Annotated in this window: 19 protein-coding genes; 5 read left to right on the forward strand and 14 right to left on the reverse strand. The window is 70.4% G+C overall.

Going from position 1 to position 19847, the window contains the following annotated elements:
• Positions 1-6 precede the first annotated feature (6 nt).
• The 5 genes from JJ691_RS16620 to JJ691_RS16640 form a co-directional block, all read right to left on the reverse strand.
• Entirely contained in the window at positions 7-798 is a 792-nt protein-coding gene (locus tag JJ691_RS16620; RefSeq protein ID WP_211769657.1) for a zf-HC2 domain-containing protein, read from the reverse strand.
• A complete protein-coding gene (locus JJ691_RS16625) occupies positions 795-1343 on the reverse strand; it encodes an RNA polymerase sigma factor (RefSeq protein WP_211769658.1) in 549 nt (182 codons plus the stop codon). Before JJ691_RS16625 ends, JJ691_RS16620 begins: the two co-directional genes overlap by 4 nt.
• Complete coding sequence (locus tag JJ691_RS16630; RefSeq protein WP_211769659.1) at positions 1343-2344, reverse strand: S8 family serine peptidase; 1002 nt, start codon at positions 2342-2344, stop codon at positions 1343-1345. Before JJ691_RS16630 ends, JJ691_RS16625 begins: the two co-directional genes overlap by 1 nt.
• Positions 2345-2789: 445 nt before the next feature.
• Entirely contained in the window at positions 2790-3932 is a 1143-nt protein-coding gene (locus JJ691_RS16635) for an alpha/beta fold hydrolase (RefSeq protein WP_211769660.1), read from the reverse strand.
• Positions 3933-3968: 36 nt separating this feature from the next.
• Positions 3969-5666: an MBL fold metallo-hydrolase gene (locus JJ691_RS16640; RefSeq protein ID WP_211769661.1), complete on the reverse strand. Its 1698-nt coding sequence runs from the start codon at positions 5664-5666 to the stop codon at positions 3969-3971.
• 165 nt (positions 5667-5831) lie between these two features.
• Between JJ691_RS16640 and JJ691_RS16645 the strand changes: the two genes are divergently transcribed.
• The 3 genes from JJ691_RS16645 to JJ691_RS16655 all read left to right on the forward strand — a co-directional run bounded on the left by JJ691_RS16645 (position 5832) and on the right by JJ691_RS16655 (position 7890).
• On the forward strand, positions 5832-6482 hold the full coding sequence (locus tag JJ691_RS16645) for a winged helix-turn-helix transcriptional regulator (RefSeq protein WP_211769662.1): 651 nt from the start codon (positions 5832-5834) through the stop codon (positions 6480-6482).
• A 22-nt stretch (positions 6483-6504) separates the two neighbouring features.
• Positions 6505-6945: a MarR family winged helix-turn-helix transcriptional regulator gene (locus JJ691_RS16650; RefSeq protein ID WP_249227983.1), complete on the forward strand. Its 441-nt coding sequence runs from the start codon at positions 6505-6507 to the stop codon at positions 6943-6945.
• A gap of 66 nt (positions 6946-7011) precedes the next feature.
• Entirely contained in the window at positions 7012-7890 is an 879-nt protein-coding gene (locus JJ691_RS16655) for an SDR family NAD(P)-dependent oxidoreductase (RefSeq protein ID WP_211769663.1), read from the forward strand.
• Positions 7891-7899: 9 nt separating this feature from the next.
• Here JJ691_RS16655 and JJ691_RS16660 read toward each other — a convergent pair whose 3' ends face one another.
• The 8 genes from JJ691_RS16660 to JJ691_RS16695 form a co-directional block, all read right to left on the reverse strand.
• Positions 7900-8634, reverse strand: coding sequence for a hypothetical protein (locus JJ691_RS16660; protein WP_211769664.1), 735 nt, complete (start codon positions 8632-8634; stop codon positions 7900-7902).
• Positions 8635-8640: 6 nt separating this feature from the next.
• The gene (locus JJ691_RS16665; protein ID WP_211769665.1) at positions 8641-10941 is read right to left on the reverse strand and encodes a polysaccharide lyase 8 family protein; all 2301 of its coding nucleotides are present in this window, start codon (positions 10939-10941) and stop codon (positions 8641-8643) included.
• A gap of 113 nt (positions 10942-11054) precedes the next feature.
• Entirely contained in the window at positions 11055-12110 is a 1056-nt protein-coding gene (locus tag JJ691_RS16670; protein ID WP_211769666.1) for a LacI family DNA-binding transcriptional regulator, read from the reverse strand.
• A gap of 45 nt (positions 12111-12155) precedes the next feature.
• Positions 12156-13151, reverse strand: a complete 996-nt coding sequence (locus JJ691_RS16675) for a hydroxyacid dehydrogenase (RefSeq protein ID WP_211769667.1) — start codon at positions 13149-13151, stop codon at positions 12156-12158.
• 162 nt (positions 13152-13313) lie between these two features.
• Complete coding sequence (locus JJ691_RS16680; RefSeq protein ID WP_306291374.1) at positions 13314-13979, reverse strand: YbhB/YbcL family Raf kinase inhibitor-like protein; 666 nt, start codon at positions 13977-13979, stop codon at positions 13314-13316.
• A 150-nt stretch (positions 13980-14129) separates the two neighbouring features.
• Positions 14130-14888: an SDR family NAD(P)-dependent oxidoreductase gene (locus JJ691_RS16685; protein ID WP_211769668.1), complete on the reverse strand. Its 759-nt coding sequence runs from the start codon at positions 14886-14888 to the stop codon at positions 14130-14132.
• Positions 14881-15573, reverse strand: coding sequence for a VC0807 family protein (locus tag JJ691_RS16690; RefSeq protein WP_211769669.1), 693 nt, complete (start codon positions 15571-15573; stop codon positions 14881-14883). Before JJ691_RS16690 ends, JJ691_RS16685 begins: the two co-directional genes overlap by 8 nt.
• Positions 15570-16205 carry a TetR/AcrR family transcriptional regulator gene (locus tag JJ691_RS16695; RefSeq protein WP_211769670.1) on the reverse strand — a complete coding sequence of 212 codons (636 nt, stop codon included), beginning with the start codon at positions 16203-16205 and terminating at the stop codon, positions 15570-15572. The genes JJ691_RS16690 and JJ691_RS16695 overlap by 4 nt, the downstream gene beginning before the upstream one ends.
• Before the next feature lie 211 nt (positions 16206-16416).
• Here JJ691_RS16695 and JJ691_RS16700 point away from each other — a divergent pair, with 211 nt between their 5' ends.
• Positions 16417-17760, forward strand: coding sequence for an alkaline phosphatase family protein (locus JJ691_RS16700; RefSeq protein ID WP_211769671.1), 1344 nt, complete (start codon positions 16417-16419; stop codon positions 17758-17760).
• A gap of 72 nt (positions 17761-17832) precedes the next feature.
• On the forward strand, positions 17833-18867 hold the full coding sequence (locus JJ691_RS16705; RefSeq protein ID WP_211769672.1) for a phosphatidylinositol-specific phospholipase C domain-containing protein: 1035 nt from the start codon (positions 17833-17835) through the stop codon (positions 18865-18867).
• A gap of 7 nt (positions 18868-18874) precedes the next feature.
• On the opposite strand, the gene JJ691_RS16710 is transcribed toward JJ691_RS16705, so the two are convergent.
• A complete protein-coding gene (locus tag JJ691_RS16710; RefSeq protein WP_211769673.1) occupies positions 18875-19744 on the reverse strand; it encodes a class II glutamine amidotransferase in 870 nt (289 codons plus the stop codon).
• Positions 19745-19847: the final 103 nt, after the last annotated feature.

The raw sequence follows: 19847 nt of genomic DNA on the forward strand, positions 1-19847 counted from the left end.
CCTTGTTCATCGGTGTGCGCCGAGCCGGGTGAACGCGCCCCGGCGAAGGGCGACGACCACGGTGGCCAGCACGAAGATCACGGCCCATACGGGCAACGCGTTGGCAGTGAAGGCGAATGACCGCTGTCCGACGGCCACCGTCGGCAGCACCAGCGCCAGGACCCAGACGGCGATGAGCCCGTAGGCGGCCCGGCTCACCCCGACCAGCCCGCCGAACGCGAGCGTGCCGGCGGTGAACGCCAGGCTGGGCAGCAGCCACAGCACCAGCTCGGTGTCGGTGAGCCAGCCGGCGACCAGCAACGCCGGCATGACCACGGCGAGCACGGCGGCCGTACGGCGGAAGACCAGGTACAGGCCGGCCCGCGCGGACGCGGCGACGATCTCGTAGGCGGGGTCCAGTCCACGTGCCCACGACGCCGCGACGCCCAGCACCGGCAGCACCGGTGCGACCAGCTGCACCCCCGTCACCCCGATCGCGTCCAGCCGGACGACCGTGTCGAGGAACACCGCCACGAACGCCACCAGGACGCTCATCACCAGCCACGGCAGCATCACCGGCGTGACCCACGTCGACAGCCACCGGACCAGCTTGCGTGTTCGGGCCGGCGGCCGGTCCAGTGACGGCAGCAGGGCAGCCCACGCGAGGTCCACCAGCGGCTGGCCCGGCTGGACGGCGGCCAGCCGGGCCCGGCACGTCCCGCACGCCTCCAGGTGCGCCTCCAGCGCCCACGTCTGTTGGTCCGGGATGGGCGCACCGCTCGCGTAGCCTTCGATCAGCTGATCCGACGCGTGGTTCATGACGACAGCGCCCTTCGCATGGCGAGCCGCGCGCGGCGGGCTCGGGTCTTGACAGTTCCTTCCGGCAGGCCGAGCAGCACGGCCGTCTCCCGCACGCTCAGGCCGTCCAGCACCAGGGCCAGCAGCACCTGGCGCAGTTCCGGCGCGAGCGTCTGGAGCGCGTCGCCGACCCGGTCGCCGACGGTCCCCCACAGCGCCTGCTCCTCGGCCCCGGGCACGTTCGGGGCCGGCGGCAGCGGCTGCGCGTGGTAGGCGCGGCGCCGGAACGCGTCGACCAGCCGGCGGGCGGCGATCGTCCAGAGCCAGCCGACCGCGGACCCGCCGACGGCCGCGCCCTCGAACGAGCCGGCCGCCCGCCACACCGCCAGGTAGGTCTCCTGGACGACCTCGGCGACGATCTGGTCGTCGGCGCACCGCCGGCGCAGGCGGGCGACCAGCCACGGCGAGGTGCGGCGGTAGAACTCCTCGAAGGCCGCCCGGTCGCCGCGCGCGAAGCGCCGGACGAGGCGTTCCTCGTCGACACCGGCCGGGTCCACAGTGGACATCAGAAGGCGGACAGCCCGTTGGGCGTGCCGACGCCGGTCGGGCCGTCCCAGCCCGGTCCGGCGATGCACAGCGGCTGAGCGTCGGCTGGGCAGCTCTGCTCCGGCACGCGGTCGCCGACATTCTGACCGGTCGTCACGTCGCTGAAGGCGCCGCTGGGCGCGTGGTAGATCGTGTTGGGGCCGAACACCCGCCCAGTGTGCCCGCCGCGGGCGTACAGACCCGCGAGGTACGGCGACGACAGGCTGGTGCCGCCGGCGGCGATCCACTTGGGTGGCCGGTTGCTGTACGGCGCGTAGCCGATGTAGACGGCGACATCGTCGGCGACGGCCGACACGTCGGCGGAGGCCCGATGGCCGCCGCACAGGGCGCCCACCTTGGCCGGTGCACCGATCGCCGCGCCCTGGTTGGTGTCGCACCCGCTGCCGGCCGCGAACCACGCCGACTGGCTGAAGTCCTTGCCCTGCTGGGTGAGCGTGACGCCGCCGACCGAGGTCACCCACGGCAGGTCGGACGGCCAGGTGATCTCGTTGGTGGTGCGAAAACCGGCGTCGCCGGAGGCTGCCATGACCGCCACGCCGGGGTGGATCAGCCGCCGGTCGATCTCCCGGGCCTCGGGCGAGTTGTCGTTGGGGAAGCCGAAGCTCATGCTGACCGCCTCCGCCCCCAGCGCGATGGCGGTGTCGACGGCGTGGGTGAAGTCGCCCATCGCCTTGTGCAGCTGCTCGACCGGCCCCGGGATGCCGTCAATGGCCGGCACCTGCACGTCGATGATCCGGCACGACGGGCAGCTCGCGGAGGCCATGTCGATGTCGATCGCCGCCTCCGCCGCGCCGGCCTGGTCGTACTTGGCGTTGGTGGGCTGTAGCGGCGGTCCACCGTTGAGGTCGGTGATCGTCAGGCAGCCGCTGGCCACCGTGCACGGCGGCAGCCCGTACCGGGCCCGGTAGATGGCCAGGTCGGACTCCTCGATCGGGTAAGCGCCGCCACTGATGATCGCCACCACCCCGCGCCGGCTGGGTGCGTCTAATACGGGCATGTGCAGGGCAGTCGCGAGGTCGTCGGCTCCCCAGCCGACCGACGTGTCCGTGGACAGCGGCTGGTCGGATCCGGGCGCGGCGGCCACCATCCGCGACAGGCAACGGTCGCAGGTCGGGACCGTGCCGTGGGTCCACGCCAGCGTGCCGCCGCGCACCTGGTCCCGCAGCGACGCGGTGGTGTCCGCGTTGGCCGTCAGCCCCGTCGACGCCAGGACGGCCAGCGCGACACCGGCAACCCCGACTGCTCGTCGGACACCCCTACTGAAAGGCATGGACTCTCCTCGCTCGGTGGCCGGGATCGGCGCGGGAGCCCGCGGTCGAAACACGCGGGCTCCTCGCCTCTCCCCGGTACGCACCCAGCCAGACGCCCCGACCGCCGTCCAGGTTCTCAGATTTGAGTGGTCTGCGTCACATCGACGCGTTCAGCCAGTTGACGAAGTCTCCGGCCTGGCTCTTCCACAGGTCGGGGTGCTCCATGGAGATGTGCCCGGCCGAGCCGGCCGACGTGGCCCGGACGACCAGCTTTCCGTGCTGGACCTTGGGCATGTCCCGTTCGAGGACCCCCAGACTGTCGCGGTAGAACTCGTCGTCGGCGAAGTTGAGCGCGAACACCTTGGCCTTGATCTGCCCCAGGTCCGGCTCGGCGTTGAAGTCCGCCGACGCGGAAAAGGCGTAGATGACGTCGTTCGCGTCGTAGGCGGCGGCCTGCGCCGTCACGGCCTGCACATAGTGGTCCGCCACCTCGGGCGAGGTGATCAGGTCCTGGAGGTGGGGCACCCCGTCCATCATCATCTGCACCAGGTTGACCCCCAGGGCGATGGACGGCGGCTGCTGCTGGTAGTTGCCGCCGTCATAGGCGGGGTCGGAGGTGATCCCGTCGATGATGACGCGTCGCCACAACAGGTTGCGGCCGCTGATGGGGGCCGGGAAGCAGGCCACCGGCATGATGCCGTCCATCGCGTCCGGATACGCCTCCGCCCACTGCCACGCGTTCATGCACCCCATCGACATGCCGACGACGGCCCGCAGATGGGAGATGCCCAGGGTCTGGGTGACCAGCCTGTGCTGGAGGTCGACCATGTCCTGGTACCCGTAGTGCGGGAAGCTGGCCCGCAGCCCGTCGCTGGGCTTGCTGGACTGACCGTGCCCGATGTCGTCGGGGATGATCACGAAATAGCGGGTGGTGTCGAACGGGGCGCCCGCCGCGAACAAGGCGCTCTGGTACTCCGGTGTCAGCAGGTCCTGGCTGCTGGCCGCCGTCCAGTGCAGCAACAGGATGGCGTTGTCGACGACGCCGTACTGGTTCTCGTGCGGGGTTCCCAGCAGGGCGTAGTGGAGTCGCAGCTGGGCCAGGGTCTCGCCATCGCGAAACGTGTAGTTCGCGTACGTGGCGTCGCCCTGCCGAGGGTTGACGACAGTCGTCGGCGGACCGGCCGCTGCCGCGAGGTGGGGAGCGGCGGCGTCGGACTGCGCCGGGGCCGCGACCACAGCGCACACCGCCGCCAGGGAGAGAGCCGCCAGCGCGCGCGACGTTCTCGGGTACTTCCTCATTCTTGGTTCCCCTTCAACGGAAATCGGCCGCGTGCGTCAGTCCTGGAACGCCGGCACGGTGAGGCCGGCGAGTTCGGAGTAGACGATGAACTTGAACGGGGCCAACGCTTGGTTTCGTTCGACCAGCCGCAGCAGAGCCTCCCGGCGCAGCTCGGCGATCCGGCCGCTGGCAGGGTTGTTGCGCAGGGCCAGGTCGGCCAGCCGCAGCGCCGGCGGCAGATCGTCGCGGTCGAGCAGGTCCTGGATGACCCGTGTGTAGGTGGCCTCTTCGCCGCCGGTGAGCAGGTCGAGGACGCCGGCCCACTCGGTCGGCGTGACCGGGTCGATGCTGTCGATGTCGGGCTGCCAGTAGCCGGTGCGCTGCCGCTGCACCCGCCGGATCATGTTGTCCCGCATGAGGAGGTACGGCAGCACCGCGTCCGGGTTGGCCCGCAGCACCTCCGGCAGGTGGTTGCGGTCCAGGATGTCGAGAACCGTTGCGCCGGCACGGATGTCGGCGCGAATCACCTGGTAGAGATCGTCGAACGCCGCGCGGAGCGCGGGAATCACGTCGACGGTGAAGTTCGCGGTCAGGGTGGGGTGTCCGTGAACGAGCACCCGCGGCCGCAGCTCCTCGATGATCCGCAGCGTGTCGATCAGCCCTTCCGCGGAGCCCTCGGCGAAGAACGGCGCGCCGAGGTAGGGCATCAACACGTCACCGACGAAGGTGACGTCCCGCCCGGGCAGGTGGACCAGCAGCGCGTCGTCGGTCTCGCCGCCGCGCACCGGAATCAGCCGGAAGTCCACACCACCGATGGTCAGGGTCTGCGGCTCGGCGACGAGCCGGTCCGGCACGGCCTGCACGCGGTGGTCGGCCCCGGCGGGCATGAACCGCTTCCACTGCAACGGCAGGTCGTTCTGGTGCTCGACCTCCTCGGCGAGGCCGGACTGGGCGATCACCTCGACCCCGGGTCCCAGCAGCGCGTTCAGCCCGCCGACGTGATCGAAGTGCCCATGGGTGAGGATCACGTGGCTGATCGGCAGCGTCGTTTCGGCCCGGACCGCCCGCAACGCCGCCCGCGTGTTCTCCTCGGTGCTGCCCGCGTCGATGACCACCAGCGAGCTCTCCGTGACCACGAAGGCGATGTCGGCGAAGTCGTAGCCCTGCGCCACGAAGACCTTGTCGGCGAGCTGACGCAACGTCGGCAGCGTGAAACGGAAGCCGTCCTGTTCGGTCATCCAGTAGTCGGTGGTCAGCGCCGGCTGGTCCGGGAGGCCGGCCTTGTCCAGCGCGGCCGCCGAGTCCTCGGTCCGGCCGGCCAGCCGGTAGGCGTCGGCCAGCGCGCGGAGGGCGGCCCGTCGCAGGCCGACAGGGAAGCGATCGGGCAGTGCCACCACGAGTTCGAGATCGGCGATGGCGTCGTCGGTTCGGCCGTGCTCCACCGGAAGCTGGGCCAGGACCGTGCCACGGAAGTAGTTGGGCAGGCCCGGTCCGGCCGCCACGGCCTTGTCGAGTTTGTCGATCGCGTCGGTGAGCTGGCCGTCCAGCCTGGCCTGGAAGAACCCGGCCGCCGCGAGCAGCAGCGGATGCCCGGGGAGTTCGTCGAAAAACGCGTATGCCTCGTCATAGCGGCGGGTCGCCGCGAGCTGGCCGATGAGGGAGACCACCGTGCGGGGCGAGGCGTTGGGCCACCGCGCGGCGGCCATCAGGGCTTCGGCGGTCAGGAATCGGGCGATACGAGGCTTGCTCGTCATTGCTGCCTCTTTCGGGTCAGGACGCGCGCCAGCGCCGGTCGGCACTTGAGGACGCCGTCGAAGCGACGAGGTGACAGCCCCCACGGGGCTCATGGTTGAAGACTACACACACTTGGTTGATTTTTTCTACTTCGCGATTGAGTTCTTGACGCCTACCCTGGTCCCATGCGCAGCTATGGCCACTACTGCTCGATCGCCCGGGCCCTCGACGTCGTCGGCGACCGCTGGACGCTGCTGATCGTCCGAGAGCTGCTGCTGCAGGGCCCGTGCCGGTTCACGGACCTGCGCAACGGACTGCCCGGCATCGCCCCGAACCTGCTGTCGACCCGCCTCAAGGAACTCGAGGGGGCCGGGCTGATCACCCGCGAGGACGCGCCGCCGCCGATCGCCACCGTCCTGTACACGCTGACCGAGACCGGCCTGGCCCTGGCCCCGGCGCTGAAGGCGCTCGGGCTGTGGGGCCTGCGGTTCATGGCCGAGGAGCGGCCGGACGACGCGTTTCGCGCGCAGTGGCTGGCCTACGCCCCGGAGTGGTTCACCACCGACGCCGACCCCGACGCCCCGCCCGCGGTCATCCAGCTCGTCGCGGGCGAGGAGCCGGCCGTCATCGAACTGGGTGACGGCCAGGTCCACACCCGGATCGGCCGCGCCGACGACCCGGATCTCACCCTGGAGGGACCGCCGCGGGCCGTGCTCGGCCTGCTCAACGGCCTGATCGATCTCGACGTCGCCGGCCGGCTCGGCCTGGCTGTCACCGGTCGCCGCGAGCTGCTGGCCCGCCTGCGCCCGGTCGCACCGGACTTGACAGCTGATTGATGCATATACAACACTGGGGAAGGTGAGCGCCGCTGCCATCGACGAGATCGTGGGCGACTGCCTGGCGGTGCGAATCCGGCTGATCAGCCGGGCTCTCACCAGCCTCTACGACAGCGCCCTCGACCGTCACGGACTGACCATCGCCCAGGTCAACCTGCTCGCCGCGCTGGGCAAGACCGGCCCGTGCCCGCCGGCCCGCCTGGGCGAGGTGCTGCAACTGGAGCGGTCGACGGTCAGCCGGAACCTGAACCTGCTGCTCAACCACGGCTGGATCGAGGCCATTTCCGCTGACGCGAAGGGAATGCGGGAGGTGGCGCTGACCGGCGCCGGTCGAGCCAAGGTCAAGTCCGCGCTGCCCGACTGGCGGCAGGCCCAGCGCCAGACCGAGCAGCTGCTCGGCACGACGGGCGTCGACGCGGTTCGCACGATCGCCGCCGACATGGGGTACGCGCCGGACGCCTGAGCACACCAGCCCGACGACTGCCTGTTTTTCACGACCCAATGTTGTATCTACATCAAGGAGGATCAGATGCCCGCGTTCTTCAAGAACAAGGTGGTTGTGGTCACCGGGGCGTCCCGGGGCATCGGCCAGGCCGTCGCCCTCGCCTTCGCCCGGGAAGGAGCCCATCTGGTGCTCGCGGCCCGCTCCGTCGACCGGCTTGCCCTGGTGGAGCAGGAAGTTCGCCGCCTGGGCGCGGAGGCGCTGTCGGTGCCGACCGACGTGACCTCACCCGACGCCGTCGCCGCCCTGGTGGACGCCGCGACCAGCCGGTTCGGCCGGATCGACGTGCTGGTCAACAACGCCGGCATCGGCAAGGTCGGCGACGTCGAGTCGGCGACGTTCACCGACGACCTCCACCAGACGCTGCGGGCCAGCCTGTTCGGGATGATCAGCGTGACCCAGCGCGTTCTTCCGGTGTTCCGGGCCCAGGGTTCGGGCGCGATCGTCAACATGTCCTCGGTGATGGGCCGCAAGGCCTTCGCCCGCTTCGGCTCGTACGCCATCGTGATGCACGGCGTCTCCGCCTTCTCCGACAGCCTCCGTCAGGAGGTGGCCGGCGGCAACATCCAGGTCTCCGCCATCCATCCGGCCCTCACCGCCACCGACCTGCTCCGAGAGGTCGACGAAGCGGAGATGCCCCCGCCGTTCCGGCACATGACTCCCCTGTCCTCCGACGCTGTCGGCCGCGCCGTGGTGGCCGCGGTCCGACACCGGCGGCGACGCGTCGTGCTGCCGCGTATGGCCAACATGCTGCTGCTCGGCGAAGCCCTGTCCCCGCGTATCGGCGACCTGATCGCCACCGCCCTCACCCACCGCCCCATCGCCGCCGCGCTCGGGATGAGCCGGGGCCAGACCTACCACCAGACGATCTCGACCACCCTGCGGCCGGCGCGGCAATCCCGCTGAGCCCGAGGGTCACAGCACCCCGGTCAGGTAGTCGTGCACGACGTTCGTCCACTCGGTGTTGGACGCCGACTTGGCCATGCTCCACACCACCACCCCAGCCAGCCCCTGTGACTCCACAGTGGACAGCTCGTGGTTGAAGCTGGGATGCGCGGAGGTGGTCTCGCTGTCCCACGCCGGCAGGAAGCCGCCCTGGCGGTACTCCGGCCAGACGAAGAGGTAGACGGGCTTGGCGCCGACTCGACGGGCGGATGCGGCCTTGGTGGTCGTGGTCGCAGTCCAGGCCGCGGCAGTGTCCGAAGTGGACGTGTAGTTCGTCGGAAAGTACGCGTACGAGCCGGCTTCCAGGCTCTGCACGTCGGCGAGATACTTGCTGTCGTAGTGGTCGCTGACGCCGTACATGCCGTAGCGCTCACCGGGCCGGATCTGTTTGAGCAGGTTGATCACCTGGCGCATCGACGTCAGGTGGCGCTGCTCGGTCGCGGAGTCGCCCTGGAGATAGAACTTCTCGAAGTCCAGCACGACGATCTGGCTGGTGTCGGTGCCGTGCGCGTCGACCGCGGTGCGCATCTGGGCCAGGGTCGGGATCTTGGTGTCGTCGTTCTGGTCGGTCGGGTCGTAGACCACGTTCACCCGGGTCGCGCCGAGCGAGACGTTGCTGTAGAAGGTGCTGTCGAGCACGGTGATCTTCGGGGCCGGCGCGAGGGTCAGGGCCGCGGCGGCCAGCAGGGTGGGGATGCGCCACATGGTTGCTCACCACTTCCGGATCGTCTGCACCTGGCTGGCGCCGCGAGCGCCCGCGACGTCGGCCTTGACCAAGGTCCTTCCCTCGTAGGTCACGGTGATCGAACTGGCGGTCTGGGTCGGATCGCTCACCGCGACGGTGAGGGTCCGGCCCTGGCGGCGGATCAGCACCGAGCAGGGGGCGTCCACGTGGAGCGGACTGGCGGTGCCGGCGGCGAAGAAGGTGGCGGCGATGGTGTTGGTGGCCGGGTCCTCGATCGCCTGCACCGTCGCGGTGTTCGCGATGATCCTTGGCAGCAGACGCAGTTGCGGCCGTCCGCCGCCGGGCATGAGCACGTAGCTGTAGGTGGCGTTGACCGGGTCCACGCCGTGGTCGAACCACAGCGTCAGGTAGTCCCGGGTGATCGGCTGGGTGCTGCTGGACGTGTTGATGTCGTGCCACGCCCCGGTGCGGCTGATTCGGGCGGCGTTCACAGTGGCCCCGCCGGGGAACAGGTAGCTGGCGGTGTCGTCGACGGTGGCGATGCGCGCCCGGCGCAACTGCCGGGACCAGCCGTCGGTGCGCGGCTGCTTCTGCCCATCCACGACCAGCGCCTCGGTGCTGACCCGCCGGTTGTCCACGATCGTCTCCACCGGCACGCCGTCGGTGGCGGTGATGCCCGCGCCGAGGCAGACCACGATATCGTCCAGGCAGAACCACGACTTCTTGGCCACCAGCGTGCTGCCCAGCCCGCGAACGTCCTGCCCCACCGCGGCGAACACGCCGTCGGTGGCGCCGCCGGCGAAGGTCGCGGCCGGCTTCGGCGCACCCCAGGCGCCACCGTAGCCGTCGGCGAGTTTCCTGGTGGAGACGGTGGTTCCGGGCAGCCGGTACGGGTCGACCGTCGGCCAGAAGGCGTCGGAGTACTGGTCGTCGGAGCCCCACCAGTAGAGCATGCCGGCGTTCGTGTGCCAGCCGCGCAGGTTCTCGCCGTTGCCGTTCTCGTAGTACGTGGTGCGCGCCGAGCACATGCTGATCGCCGCTGTCCACTGTGGACGCCGATGCACCGATCGGTCCATGCCGAACACCCGGTGCCCCACCGGTTCCGGCGTGCCGGCGACCGTGCCGTCGGCGAGCAGCGCCTGCGCCCGCGCCAGCTCCGGCACGCCGACACCCGGATCTTCCAGACAGGGCTGGAACTTCTCGCGCTGCAACCAGCCCTTCACCATCGCCCGCCAGGCCGCGGTCTGCCCTGCCGTGCCGACGCCGGACTCGGCCAGCCGAAGGATGTCGGAGATCAGCAGGTGCCCGCGGGTGTGATCGCTCTGCGGCGTCGGGCTCGCCCCCTGGAGACCGCGGCTGATCGCCCGCCCGGACAGGCCGTCCATGGCCAGCCCGTTCACGATGAACGGCGCGAACGCGTGCTGCACGGCATCCAGCACGGTGCCGCGCTGTGGATCGGTCACCGCCCAGGTGGAGCCGGCCAGCAGCGTGAACAGGCGGCTGAAGTCGCCGAGCATGACCTCGCCGTAGGAGTTCGTGTACGGCACCCAGGTGTGCTGGATGAACGAGCCGTCGGCGTACAGGCCGTCCCCGGTGGTGACGTACGGGAAGATCGGCGACAGCGCTGACGACGCCGTGGCGATCTTGGCCGAGGACCGCCCGAGCACCCCGCGCAGCGCGATCACCCGACACAGGTCGGCCCGGTTGGCGCCGGTGCTGGTGCCGGTGTAGACGGCGACGGCCGAGTCCGGCACGAAATGGTCGACGGCGGCGTTGTAGCGACCCAGCTGGGCATCGCTGAGCAGCGGGAACACCAGCACGCAGGCGTCGAGCATGGCCTGGGGCGCGCCGATCTGCCAGTCCCACCAGTTGTCGTAGGTCGCGGTGTTCGGGGTGTACGCGGTCGTCGCCAACTGGTCGAGGCCGGCGGTGACCTGCGCGCCGAGCGCGGCGTCGCCGGTGAAGCCGGTGCCGGGCTGCGCGTAGGCCAGGGCCATCGTCGCCAGCCGCTTGTAGCTCTGGGTGATGTTGTTGGAGACCTTGCCCAGCGGCAGGTCGGCCCACAGGGTCGCGGTCATCGCCTTGGCGAAGCCGCCGGCCTGCGTGCCGAGCGCGGCCAGAGCGTTGCGGTACGGCTGCGCGGTGGCGTCGAATCCGGTGCCGGTCAACAGGTTTCGCCAGCGGGTGCGCAGCGTGTCGAACTCGTCGTCGGCGGCCGGAGACCGGCCCGCGGCCGTCGCCGGGGCCACGCCGAGGGCGGTGATCGCCGACGCGGCGGCCGTGCCGAGCACGAGACGTCTGGTGAGGGGTCGCCCGGAGAGTGCCATCGGTGTCTCCCGACTGTCAGGGGGCACCTACGGTAAGCGGTTTCATGGATTGCCGTCAACGGCCGACCCGATATGCGTCCAAGCCGCGAAAAGGTGGTGGGAATCCGTTTCCGTCAGGGCAGCCGGGGCGCGACGGACTGCCGCACCACGATGTGCGTGCCCAGGACGACGTGCTGGTCGGGCAGGTCGGGGTCGTCCCGGTGCAGGGCCAGCCGCAGCGCCGTGCGGCCGATCTCGTCGTGCGGGATGTGCACGGTGGTCAACGCCGGATAGACGTCCTCAGCCGGGCTCAGGTCGTCGTAGCCGATCACCGACACCTGCCCCGGCACGTCCACGCCGGCATCGCGCAGCGCCGCCACCGCGCCGGCCGCCACCAGGTCGTCACAGCCGAAGATCGCGGTGAACTCCCGGCCCTCGGCCAGCAACCGCTTGGTCGCCTGGTAGCCGAACCGCCGCACCAGCGCGCCGGGCACGACCATCTCCGGCGCGAGCTCCAGCCCGTAGGCGGCCATCGCCCGGCGCAGCCCGGCCAGCCGCTCGGTGGTGGTCGTGTTGCCCTCGGCCCCACCGAGGAAGACGATCTCGCGGTGGCCGGCCGACAACAGGTGGCTGGCCGCCGCGAACGCGCCGCCCTCGTTGTCGTACTCCACCACCGTGACCGGCAGGTCCGTCCCCGGCGACGGCCGCCCGCACAGCACCAGGCGGGAGTCGGCCTCGTGCAGGGCGTAGGCCAGCGCCGCCATCCGCGACCGGTACTCGGGCGTGTCCCGCACGCCGCCGATCAGGCACACCGCGCCGGTGTTCTGCTCCCGCAGCATGGACACGATCGCCAGCTCGCGGTCGGGATCCCCGTCGGTGGAGCTGATCAGGCACAGCCGCTGCTCCACGGCGGCCTGCCGCTCGATGCCCCGCGCCACCGTGTTGAAGAACGGCGCCGACACGTCGGTCAGGATGATCGCCACTGTCCGCGGCTGGCTGCCCGACAGCGCCCGCGCGGCCGCGTTGACCACGTAGTCCAGCTCGCGGATGGCCCTCAGCACCTTCGTCCTGGTCGCGCCGGAGACGGGGTGGTTGCCGCTGAGCACCCGGGACACGGTCGCCGCCGAGACGCCGGCGTGCCGCGCCACGTCGCTGACCGTCGCCTTCGCACTGCCACTGCTGCGGGGCATCGTTCCGTCCTGTCGCACCTGAACGTGATCAGGTGGACGTTACCCTCAGGCGATGCGCGCCAGGTCCTCGACGCGCACGGCCCCGGCCAGTGGCTCCCCCGCGAGCCACCGCCTGATCTCGGCGACGGCGAACTCGCCGAGGCGGCGGACCTCCGTGCCGAGCGCGCCGGCGATGTGTGGCGTCACGAGGACGTTCGGCAGTCGCAGCAGCGGATGCCCGGGCGGCAACGGCTCCGGTTCGGTCACGTCCAGCACCGCGTCGATGCGGGCGCAGTGGCGGACCAGCGCCTCGGTGTCGACCAGCCCGCCGCGGGCGGTGTTGACCAGCACCGCGCCGTCACGCATCAACCCGAGCCGGCGGTCGTCGATGAGCAGGCGGGTCTGCGCCAGCAGCGGGGCGTGCAGCGTGACGACGTCGCTGGCGGCGAGCAGGTCGTCCAACGCCACCAGCTCGGCGCCGAGCTGGTCGGCCGCCGTCGCGGTCAGATAGGGATCGCTGACCAGCAGCCGGAAACCGTGCTCGCGCAGCTGGGCGAGCACCAGCCGGCCGATCCGGGACGCGCCGACCACTCCGACGGTGCGGCCGGCGTTGCCGGTGGCCAGGTCCGGCGGCACGTGCCGGTACCGGCCGCCGGCGTAGTCGGCGGCCAGCCGGAACGCGCGCTTGCCGGCCAGCAGCACGGCCGCGACGGTGTACTGGGCGACCGGCACCGCGTTCACCGCGGCGGCGGAGCTGACCTCGATCCCACGCTGCCAGACCAGCGGAGTGATCCGGGCTTCCTTCACGCTGCCGCCGGTGTGCACCACCAACCGCAGCCTGGGCGTGTGCTCCAGGCAGCCGGCGTCCAGCGCCGGGCCGCCCCAGCCGGTGATGATCACCTCCGCGGCGGCCAACGTCGGGCCGGGGCTGAACTCCGCGACACGGCGGACACTCGCCAAGCCGGCCAGAGCGGCCCGGAGATCGGGCGGAAAGACCTGGTCGCACGCGTCCGAGCCGAAGGCGAGCAGTGCGCGCGGGCGTCGAAAGGACCGTTCGGACAAGATCCCCACCTCTCGTCGTGAACGATGAAACCGAATTCATAGTAGATTCCGCAGGTCAGATGGCAAGCGTTGACCGCAATGTGGCAATCGATTACCATCCACTGGCGATGAAAACGGACACCGCTGGCCGGCGGCGTTCGCGCCGCCGGCCAGGAGTGGCGGTCAGCCGCGGGTCGGGCTGATCAGGGTGGCCCGGCCGACCGTGTGGCTGTCGATGGTGAAACCGAGCAGGGCTCCGCTGGTGTTCGCGGTGACGTCGACACTGGGCACGTTCAATGCGGTGACGGTCAGGTAGTAGTCGTGCACGCCCGAACCGGCCGGCGGGGCGGCGCCGATGTAGCGTGGCGTGCCGGCGTCGCCGTTGAGCTGGAGGGCGCCGGCGGGCAGCAGGTGGCTGTCCGGTGTGCCCGCGCCCAGCGGCAGCGAGGTGGTGGTGGCGGGAATGTTCGCCACCACCCAGTGCCAGAAGCCGCTGCCGGTCGGCGCCTCTGGGTCGTACATCGACACCACGAAGCTCTTGGTGTCGGCTGGGAATCCCGACCAGGACAGCTGCGGGGAGATGTCCTTGCCACCCGGCACGCCGAAGATTCCCGACTTCTGGTCGAGGGGCATCGGCTGGCCGTCGCGAACCGTTTTGCTGGTCAGCGAGAACGACCGCACCCTGGGTAGGAACTGGTACGGATTCGGGCGACCACGCAGGTCGATGCCGACCTGCACACCCGCCGGCGGACGGGCGGAGTCAGCCACGGCCGACGTGGTGGCCGCGGTCATGGCCAGGCCCAGGCCGACCACGACAACGGCGGCCTTGACAGCTTTGGCGCGGATCATGCCGATTCTTCCTTCACTTGCGGGATCGGAGAATTCACGGTCGGGAATTGTCTTTCCGTGACGCGTCCATCCTCATCGGCGGTGCGATCCGTGTCCAACAAGTAGTTGGTCTGGCGTCGATAAAATCCGTTCATACCCGAGGTCGGGCGATCAGGGCCGCTCGACGGCGCGCCGACTGAGCGTGATGTCCGGGAAGCTGATGGCGGTCGGAGGCCGCCCGCCTTGCACCTGCCATGCCTGGCCATTCCCGCCACCGGCAAGGATGCTCGACACCGCCTCGGCGACGTGGTCGGGCTGGCCGACGGCCAGTCCGTGACCGACGAGGGCGTCGCGATACGCCGCCACCATCCGGGTGTCGATGAAGCCCGGACAGATCGCATTGACCGTGATGCCGTCCCCTGCCACCAACAACGCAAGGGATCGCACGAACCCGATCAGGGCGTGTTTGGCGGCCGAGTAGTAGAGGTCGGCCGATGGCGCGACGCCGGCGAGGCTGGAGGTGACGACGATGGCTCCGCCGCCGCCGCGAAGCGCCGGCAGCGCCGCGTTCGCCCCGTAGACCACTCCGTCGAGGTTGACCTGGATGCCGCGGCGATACCGGTCGGAGTCGAAGTCCTCACCGATCCCGGCGCCTCCCGGCACACCCGCGTTGAGGCACACCACGTCGAGGCCGCCGAAGTGCGCGACCGCGTCGGCGACGACCGCCTCGTTGTCGGCGAAACCGCTCACGTCGGCCTGGTGGAACCTGGCACCCGTCGCCTCGGCCAGCTCGGCGCCCGCGACCGCGTCCGTGTCGGCGATCAGCACTTGATGCCCGGCCGTGGCGAAGCGGCGCACGATCGCCGCCCCGATGCCGTGCGCTCCACCCGTGACGAGCACGGTGCGCGTTCCCACCGCGAGATCAGTCATGAGCGTCTCGCTTGATCAAGGCCAGTGCGCCACTGCGCCAACCGAGCAACATCACGCCGCCCTGCGCGACGACGAGCATCCCGACCAACAGCAGCACACTGAGCATCGGCACGACGTCGATCGGCAGCACATAGGACATGACCACCCGAGCCAGGGCGTCGAGGACGAACGCGGCTCCCCAGGCCAGGCTCGCCACGCGGATCCACCGGTGGAACACCGGATTGCCCCGCCACAACCGGTCGTAGCGTCGCGCCGTGGCCGGCGGGCTGATCTTGATGGCGATGTCGAGCATGAACGGTCGCGCCATCGCCAGCGACACCAGCATCCACAGGCCCAGCGCCCCGGTGATCCAGCTCTCCCGGGCCAGCAGCGCCCGCGCGTCGCCGGTGAACAGCGCGACCACCAGTGACAGGACCATGGCCACGATGACAAAGACCGCGGTGGTGTCCAGATGTCGCTGCCGCAGCCAGCTGATCACGTTGCCCACCACCGGACCGACAGCGCCCAGCAGCACCGCCAGCCAGGGATCAACGCCGGCCGCCCGGGCTCCGTAGAAGATCGCCAGGGGAGCTCCGACGTCCAACGCCAGGGCCAGGACCGCGGGGCCCCAGGCGCTCCCTTCCTGTCCGGCGGCGGGATCGGTGGCCGTAGCCGTGTTCGGTGAGGTGTCGTGTTCGGTGTTCATTCGCCGTCCTTCCTGGTCGCTCGGTCGAACAGGGCCACCAGATCGGTGGTGTAGCCGTCCAGATCCAGGTCGGGCAGGGCGGTCAGCTGTGGGCCGATCGCATCGATGGCCGCACGGATGGTCATGGCCATGGTGCGGGTGTTGAACTCCCCGAACTGGCCCGCCTGCTGGCCACGCCGCAGGATGTCCCGCAATGGCTCGAGGCTCTCGCCGTACACGGAGGCGTCGGGCAGCAACCGGGAACGTCCGTCTTCGTCGGTGAAGTTCATCGCGATGGTCACCAGCGCCTTGACCGCGTCGCGATGAGTGGCGATGTATTCGACGTTCGCCTCGATGTAGGCCCGCAACTCGCCGGCCGGGGTGGGTTGCCGCCGTGTCCGCTCGGCCATGAACTCCGCGCCCTCGGTCACCGCGGCGACCAGGACCTCCTGGACCAGCTCGTCGCGATTGGCGAAGTGGTAGAAGATCGCCGCCTTGCTGACCCCCGCCCGCCGGCCGATCTCGGCCAACGACGCTCGTGGCAGCCCCAGCTCCGCGATCGCCTCGATGGCGCATCGCACCAGCTGGGCCCGACGCGCCTGCTCGACGAACGTCCGCTCCTGCTTACCGCTCGGTTGGTTAACTGACCGCACGGTAGAATCCTAGCAGCGGTCCCGTCTCGCCGCAGCGCTTTTGCTCTTCAGACGCCACGGCCGCCCATCACGGCGACAGGCCCGGCGCAGTCACGCGACCGTGTCAGCCGACTCGCACGATGGCCCCTGCGGCCATCCGAGTCAGCGTGCTTGCCGCGGTCACGGACGCGGCGGGACGGTGGAAGACCACACCGTCGCCGAGGAGTGTCCAATGAGCACAGCAGGGCTGAAGGCGATCAATCACATCGTGGTGCTGATGCTGGAGAACCGCTCGTTCGACCACATGCTCGGCTACCTCTACCACGACGCCGGCAACACCTCGCCGCTCGGCCAGCCCTTCGAGGGGCTGACCGGCAAGGAGAGCTGTCCCGGCAGCGACGGCACGGCGACGCCGGTCCGCCAGATCACCCCGTCTACGCCGAACGCCTATCTGCTGCCGGGCGCCGACCCTGGTGAGGGTTACTCAGCCACCAACAATCAGCTGTACGGCTCGCAGGCCCCGCCGCCGGCCGGTGCGGTGGCGCCGATGACCGGGTTCGTCACCGACTACGCCGCCGCCATCAAGGAGAACCAGGCGAAGGGCTGGTACGTGGTCCCCGGCACCACCGAGGACATGATCATGTCCTGCCACACGCCGACCACGCTGCCGGTGCTGAGCGGCCTGGCGCGGGGATTCGCCGTGTGCGACCACTGGTACTGCTCCGCGCCCACGATGACCATGCCCAACCGGGCGTTCGTCTGCGCCGGCACCAGCCAGGGGCACCTGGACGACAAGACGAAGAAGTTCACCGTGCCCAGCGTCTTCGGCCTGCTGGGCAAGCACAAGCTCAGCTGGCGGATCTACGGCTACACCCGCGCGCCGCTGACCAAGCTGGACTTTCCGGACACGGCCACCGCGCCGAAGGCGAACACCGGGCTGTTCACCGACTTTCAGGCCGACTGCGCGTCCGGAAAGCTGCCCGCGTACGCGTTCCTGGAGCCGAGCTGGAGCTCCACCGGCAACAGCCAGCATCCCAACTACGACGTCGCCCGCGGCGAGCAGCTGATCCTCGACGTCTACCACGCCGTGCGCGGCGGGCCTGCGTGGAACTCCACCCTGCTGATCATCACTTACGACGAGCACGGCGGCTGCTACGACCACGTGTCGCCGCCCTGGGGCGCGACGCCGCCGGACGCCGCGCCGGGCGAGTTCGGCTTCGACTTCACCCGGTTCGGCCCGCGGGTGCCGACCGTCCTGATCAGTCCGTTGATCAAGGCCGGCACGGTGTTCCGCGCGCCGGGCACTGTTCCGCTGGACCACACCAGCATCCTGGCCACCGTCGAGCACCGGTGGTCGCTGCCCGCGCTCACTCATCGCGACGCGGTGGCCCCGGACCTGGGCGGGGTCCTCACGCTCACGACGCCGCGCACGGACGATCCGCTGGCCGGCGTCTCCGCGCCGTCCTCGACGGCGATTCCGCACGCGCTGGCCACGCAACCGTCGCACCTGCAACTGATCCACGAGGCCCTGCTCGCCGAAGCGGGCCTGCCACCAGAGCCGACACCCCGCGCCTGACCGGGACAAGCCCGCCGCGGCGTCCATCTGGGCGCTGCGGGCCGAGGGCCGTCCGCACTACGGTGCTCAGACATGAAGCGCATTCGCGTTTTCGGCGGCGCCCTGGCCGTCGCCGTCGCCCTGATCGCCTCCGCCGCCCCGGCCGGCGCCGACACCACCGGTGACCTGCCGCTGTCCCAGTCCACCGTCGTGGGCCTGCACAACACCTACGACGACGGCGCCACCTACCCGTATCTGGCCCAGTCGCTGGACGCCGGCGCGAAACTGCTCGAACTGGACGTGTGGGACGACTTCTTCACCAACGAGTGGAAAGTCAGCCACAGCAACCCGTTCGGCAACGCCAACAACTGCGTCGACGCCACCTCGCCGAGCCAGATCTACACCGGCAGCGCCAACAAGGACCTCGGGTCCTGCCTGGACGACATCAAGTACTGGCTGGCCGCGCACCCCACCGCGGGCCCGGTCTACGTCAAGATCGAGATGAAGGACGGCTTCGGCGCGGGTGTGGGCATGGGCCCCAGCCAGTTCGACGCCTACGTCGCCAGCCACGTCGGCGACATCCTCTACCGGCCGTCGGATCTGTTGGGCAGCCACAGTTCCCTCGACGACGCCGCAAAGGCCAACGCGTGGCCGACCCGCTCCGCGCTGGCCGGCAAGCTGGTCATGTACCTCATCACCGGCACCGTCGAGCAGCAGAATCCGCTCCACAACCCCAAAAGCGACGTCGAGTACGCCACCTACCTCAACAGCCTGCGCGCCGCCGGCACGCTCGGCCAGGCCACGATGTTCCCCTCCGTGCTGGGCGCGGTGGCCGGCGATCCCCGCGTGAAGTTCACCGACACCAGCCTGCGGCCCTGGTTCGTGGTCTTCGACGGCGACGCCAACACCTACGTCACCAGCATCGACACCTCCTGGTACGACACCAACCACTACATCCTGATCATGACCGACGCGCAGAGCGTCGCGCCGACACTGGACGCCAACAACCCACCGGTCGACGCCGCCCAGGCGAGGGTGGCGCTGTTGGCGGCGCACCACGCCAGCGTGGTGTCGACCGACTGGTGGGGCGTGCCTTCCGTGCTGGGTGACGTGCTGCCCAGGGGCTGATCCCGGTTCAGGTCGCCTCCTGGGCCGCCCGCGCGCGGGCGTCCAGGTGGCGCAGCTCCAACGGGTGCGCCGGCGTGTGGTCGATGATCACCTCGCGGTGGACGGTGAGCTCGCTGTCGACGTGCAGCAGCTCACCGGACGCCAGCGGCCGCCAGCCGGCGTCCTCGTCCATCCGCTCGCTGGCGACGATCACGGCGGGCCGGGTCGCCAGGTCGCCGGACCGCACCCGCAGCCGGCCCGTCGGGCTGGCGTGCTCCAGGTGCCGGCCGCCGTGCGGGCCGCCGGCGCCGCGGTCGAGCACGAACAGGCTGTGGGTCCGGGGATAGCGCAACGCCCAGAGGTCGGTCGGCGTGGTCAGCACCAGGTTGATCGCGTACAGCGGCAGGGTGTCGGCGATCCAGCGGACGGCGGCGGTGATGCCGGCGGTGACGTTGCCGCCCGCTTCGTCCACGCGCTTCGTGATCAGCGCGAACAGGCGCTCCGAGTCCGTGTCGCCGGCGACCAGGTCCCGGTGGTCGCCGAGCTCGGCCTCCAGTTGATCCAGTCCGGCGAGCACGCCGTTGTGCGCGAACAGGCGGCCGTGTTGCTCGAAGGGATGGGTGTTGCGGGGCACGAGCTCGCCGGTCGTGGCGTGGCGGACGTGCGCCACGAACGTGCTCGACTCACGGTCCCTGGCCTCCTGGGCGAACTCCTGGTCCTCGAAGGCGGCCAGCGGCTGCTTCTCCACCCGGGGCGTGCCGTCGGGCGAGAACGTGCCGAGCCCGGTGCCGTCGGGATTGCGGCGGCTCTGCCGGGCCAGGCTGTCCGGCGCTTCCAGGAGCCAGAACGTGGCGCGCACCCGGTCCGGGGCGGCCGTCAGGCCGAAGAGGCGGCACATCGCTTCCTGCCTTTCCAGTGCGGCGGGTCGACCCTCTCGAAAAATCCTGGCGGGTGATGTCGAGAACGGCCAGCCCCTTCCGACGCAGTGGCAGTGGCCCCGC

The sequence above is a fragment of the Kutzneria sp. CA-103260 genome, from assembly GCF_018263855.1.
GTDB lineage: Bacteria > Actinomycetota > Actinomycetes > Mycobacteriales > Pseudonocardiaceae > Kutzneria.

Bases quoted from the DNA above. Each gene is read 5' to 3' on its own strand.
- JJ691_RS16620 (WP_211769657.1), bottom strand. From the start codon at position 798: ATGAACCACGCGTCGGATCAGCTGATCGAAGGCTACGCGAGCGGTGCG.
- JJ691_RS16625 (WP_211769658.1), bottom strand. From the start codon at position 1,343: ATGTCCACTGTGGACCCGGCCGGTGTCGACGAGGAACGCCTCGTCCGG.
- JJ691_RS16635 (WP_211769660.1), bottom strand. From the start codon at position 3,932: ATGAGGAAGTACCCGAGAACGTCGCGCGCGCTGGCGGCTCTCTCCCTG.
- JJ691_RS16640 (WP_211769661.1), bottom strand. From the start codon at position 5,666: ATGACGAGCAAGCCTCGTATCGCCCGATTCCTGACCGCCGAAGCCCTG.
- JJ691_RS16645 (WP_211769662.1), top strand. From the start codon at position 5,832: ATGCGCAGCTATGGCCACTACTGCTCGATCGCCCGGGCCCTCGACGTC.
- JJ691_RS16655 (WP_211769663.1), top strand. From the start codon at position 7,012: ATGCCCGCGTTCTTCAAGAACAAGGTGGTTGTGGTCACCGGGGCGTCC.
- JJ691_RS16660 (WP_211769664.1), bottom strand. From the start codon at position 8,634: ATGTGGCGCATCCCCACCCTGCTGGCCGCCGCGGCCCTGACCCTCGCG.
- JJ691_RS16665 (WP_211769665.1), bottom strand. From the start codon at position 10,941: ATGGCACTCTCCGGGCGACCCCTCACCAGACGTCTCGTGCTCGGCACG.
- JJ691_RS16670 (WP_211769666.1), bottom strand. From the start codon at position 12,110: ATGCCCCGCAGCAGTGGCAGTGCGAAGGCGACGGTCAGCGACGTGGCG.
- JJ691_RS16680 (WP_306291374.1), bottom strand. From the start codon at position 13,979: ATGATCCGCGCCAAAGCTGTCAAGGCCGCCGTTGTCGTGGTCGGCCTG.
- JJ691_RS16685 (WP_211769668.1), bottom strand. From the start codon at position 14,888: ATGACTGATCTCGCGGTGGGAACGCGCACCGTGCTCGTCACGGGTGGA.
- JJ691_RS16690 (WP_211769669.1), bottom strand. From the start codon at position 15,573: ATGAACACCGAACACGACACCTCACCGAACACGGCTACGGCCACCGAT.
- JJ691_RS16700 (WP_211769671.1), top strand. From the start codon at position 16,417: ATGAGCACAGCAGGGCTGAAGGCGATCAATCACATCGTGGTGCTGATG.
- JJ691_RS16705 (WP_211769672.1), top strand. From the start codon at position 17,833: ATGAAGCGCATTCGCGTTTTCGGCGGCGCCCTGGCCGTCGCCGTCGCC.
- JJ691_RS16710 (WP_211769673.1), bottom strand. From the start codon at position 19,744: ATGTGCCGCCTCTTCGGCCTGACGGCCGCCCCGGACCGGGTGCGCGCC.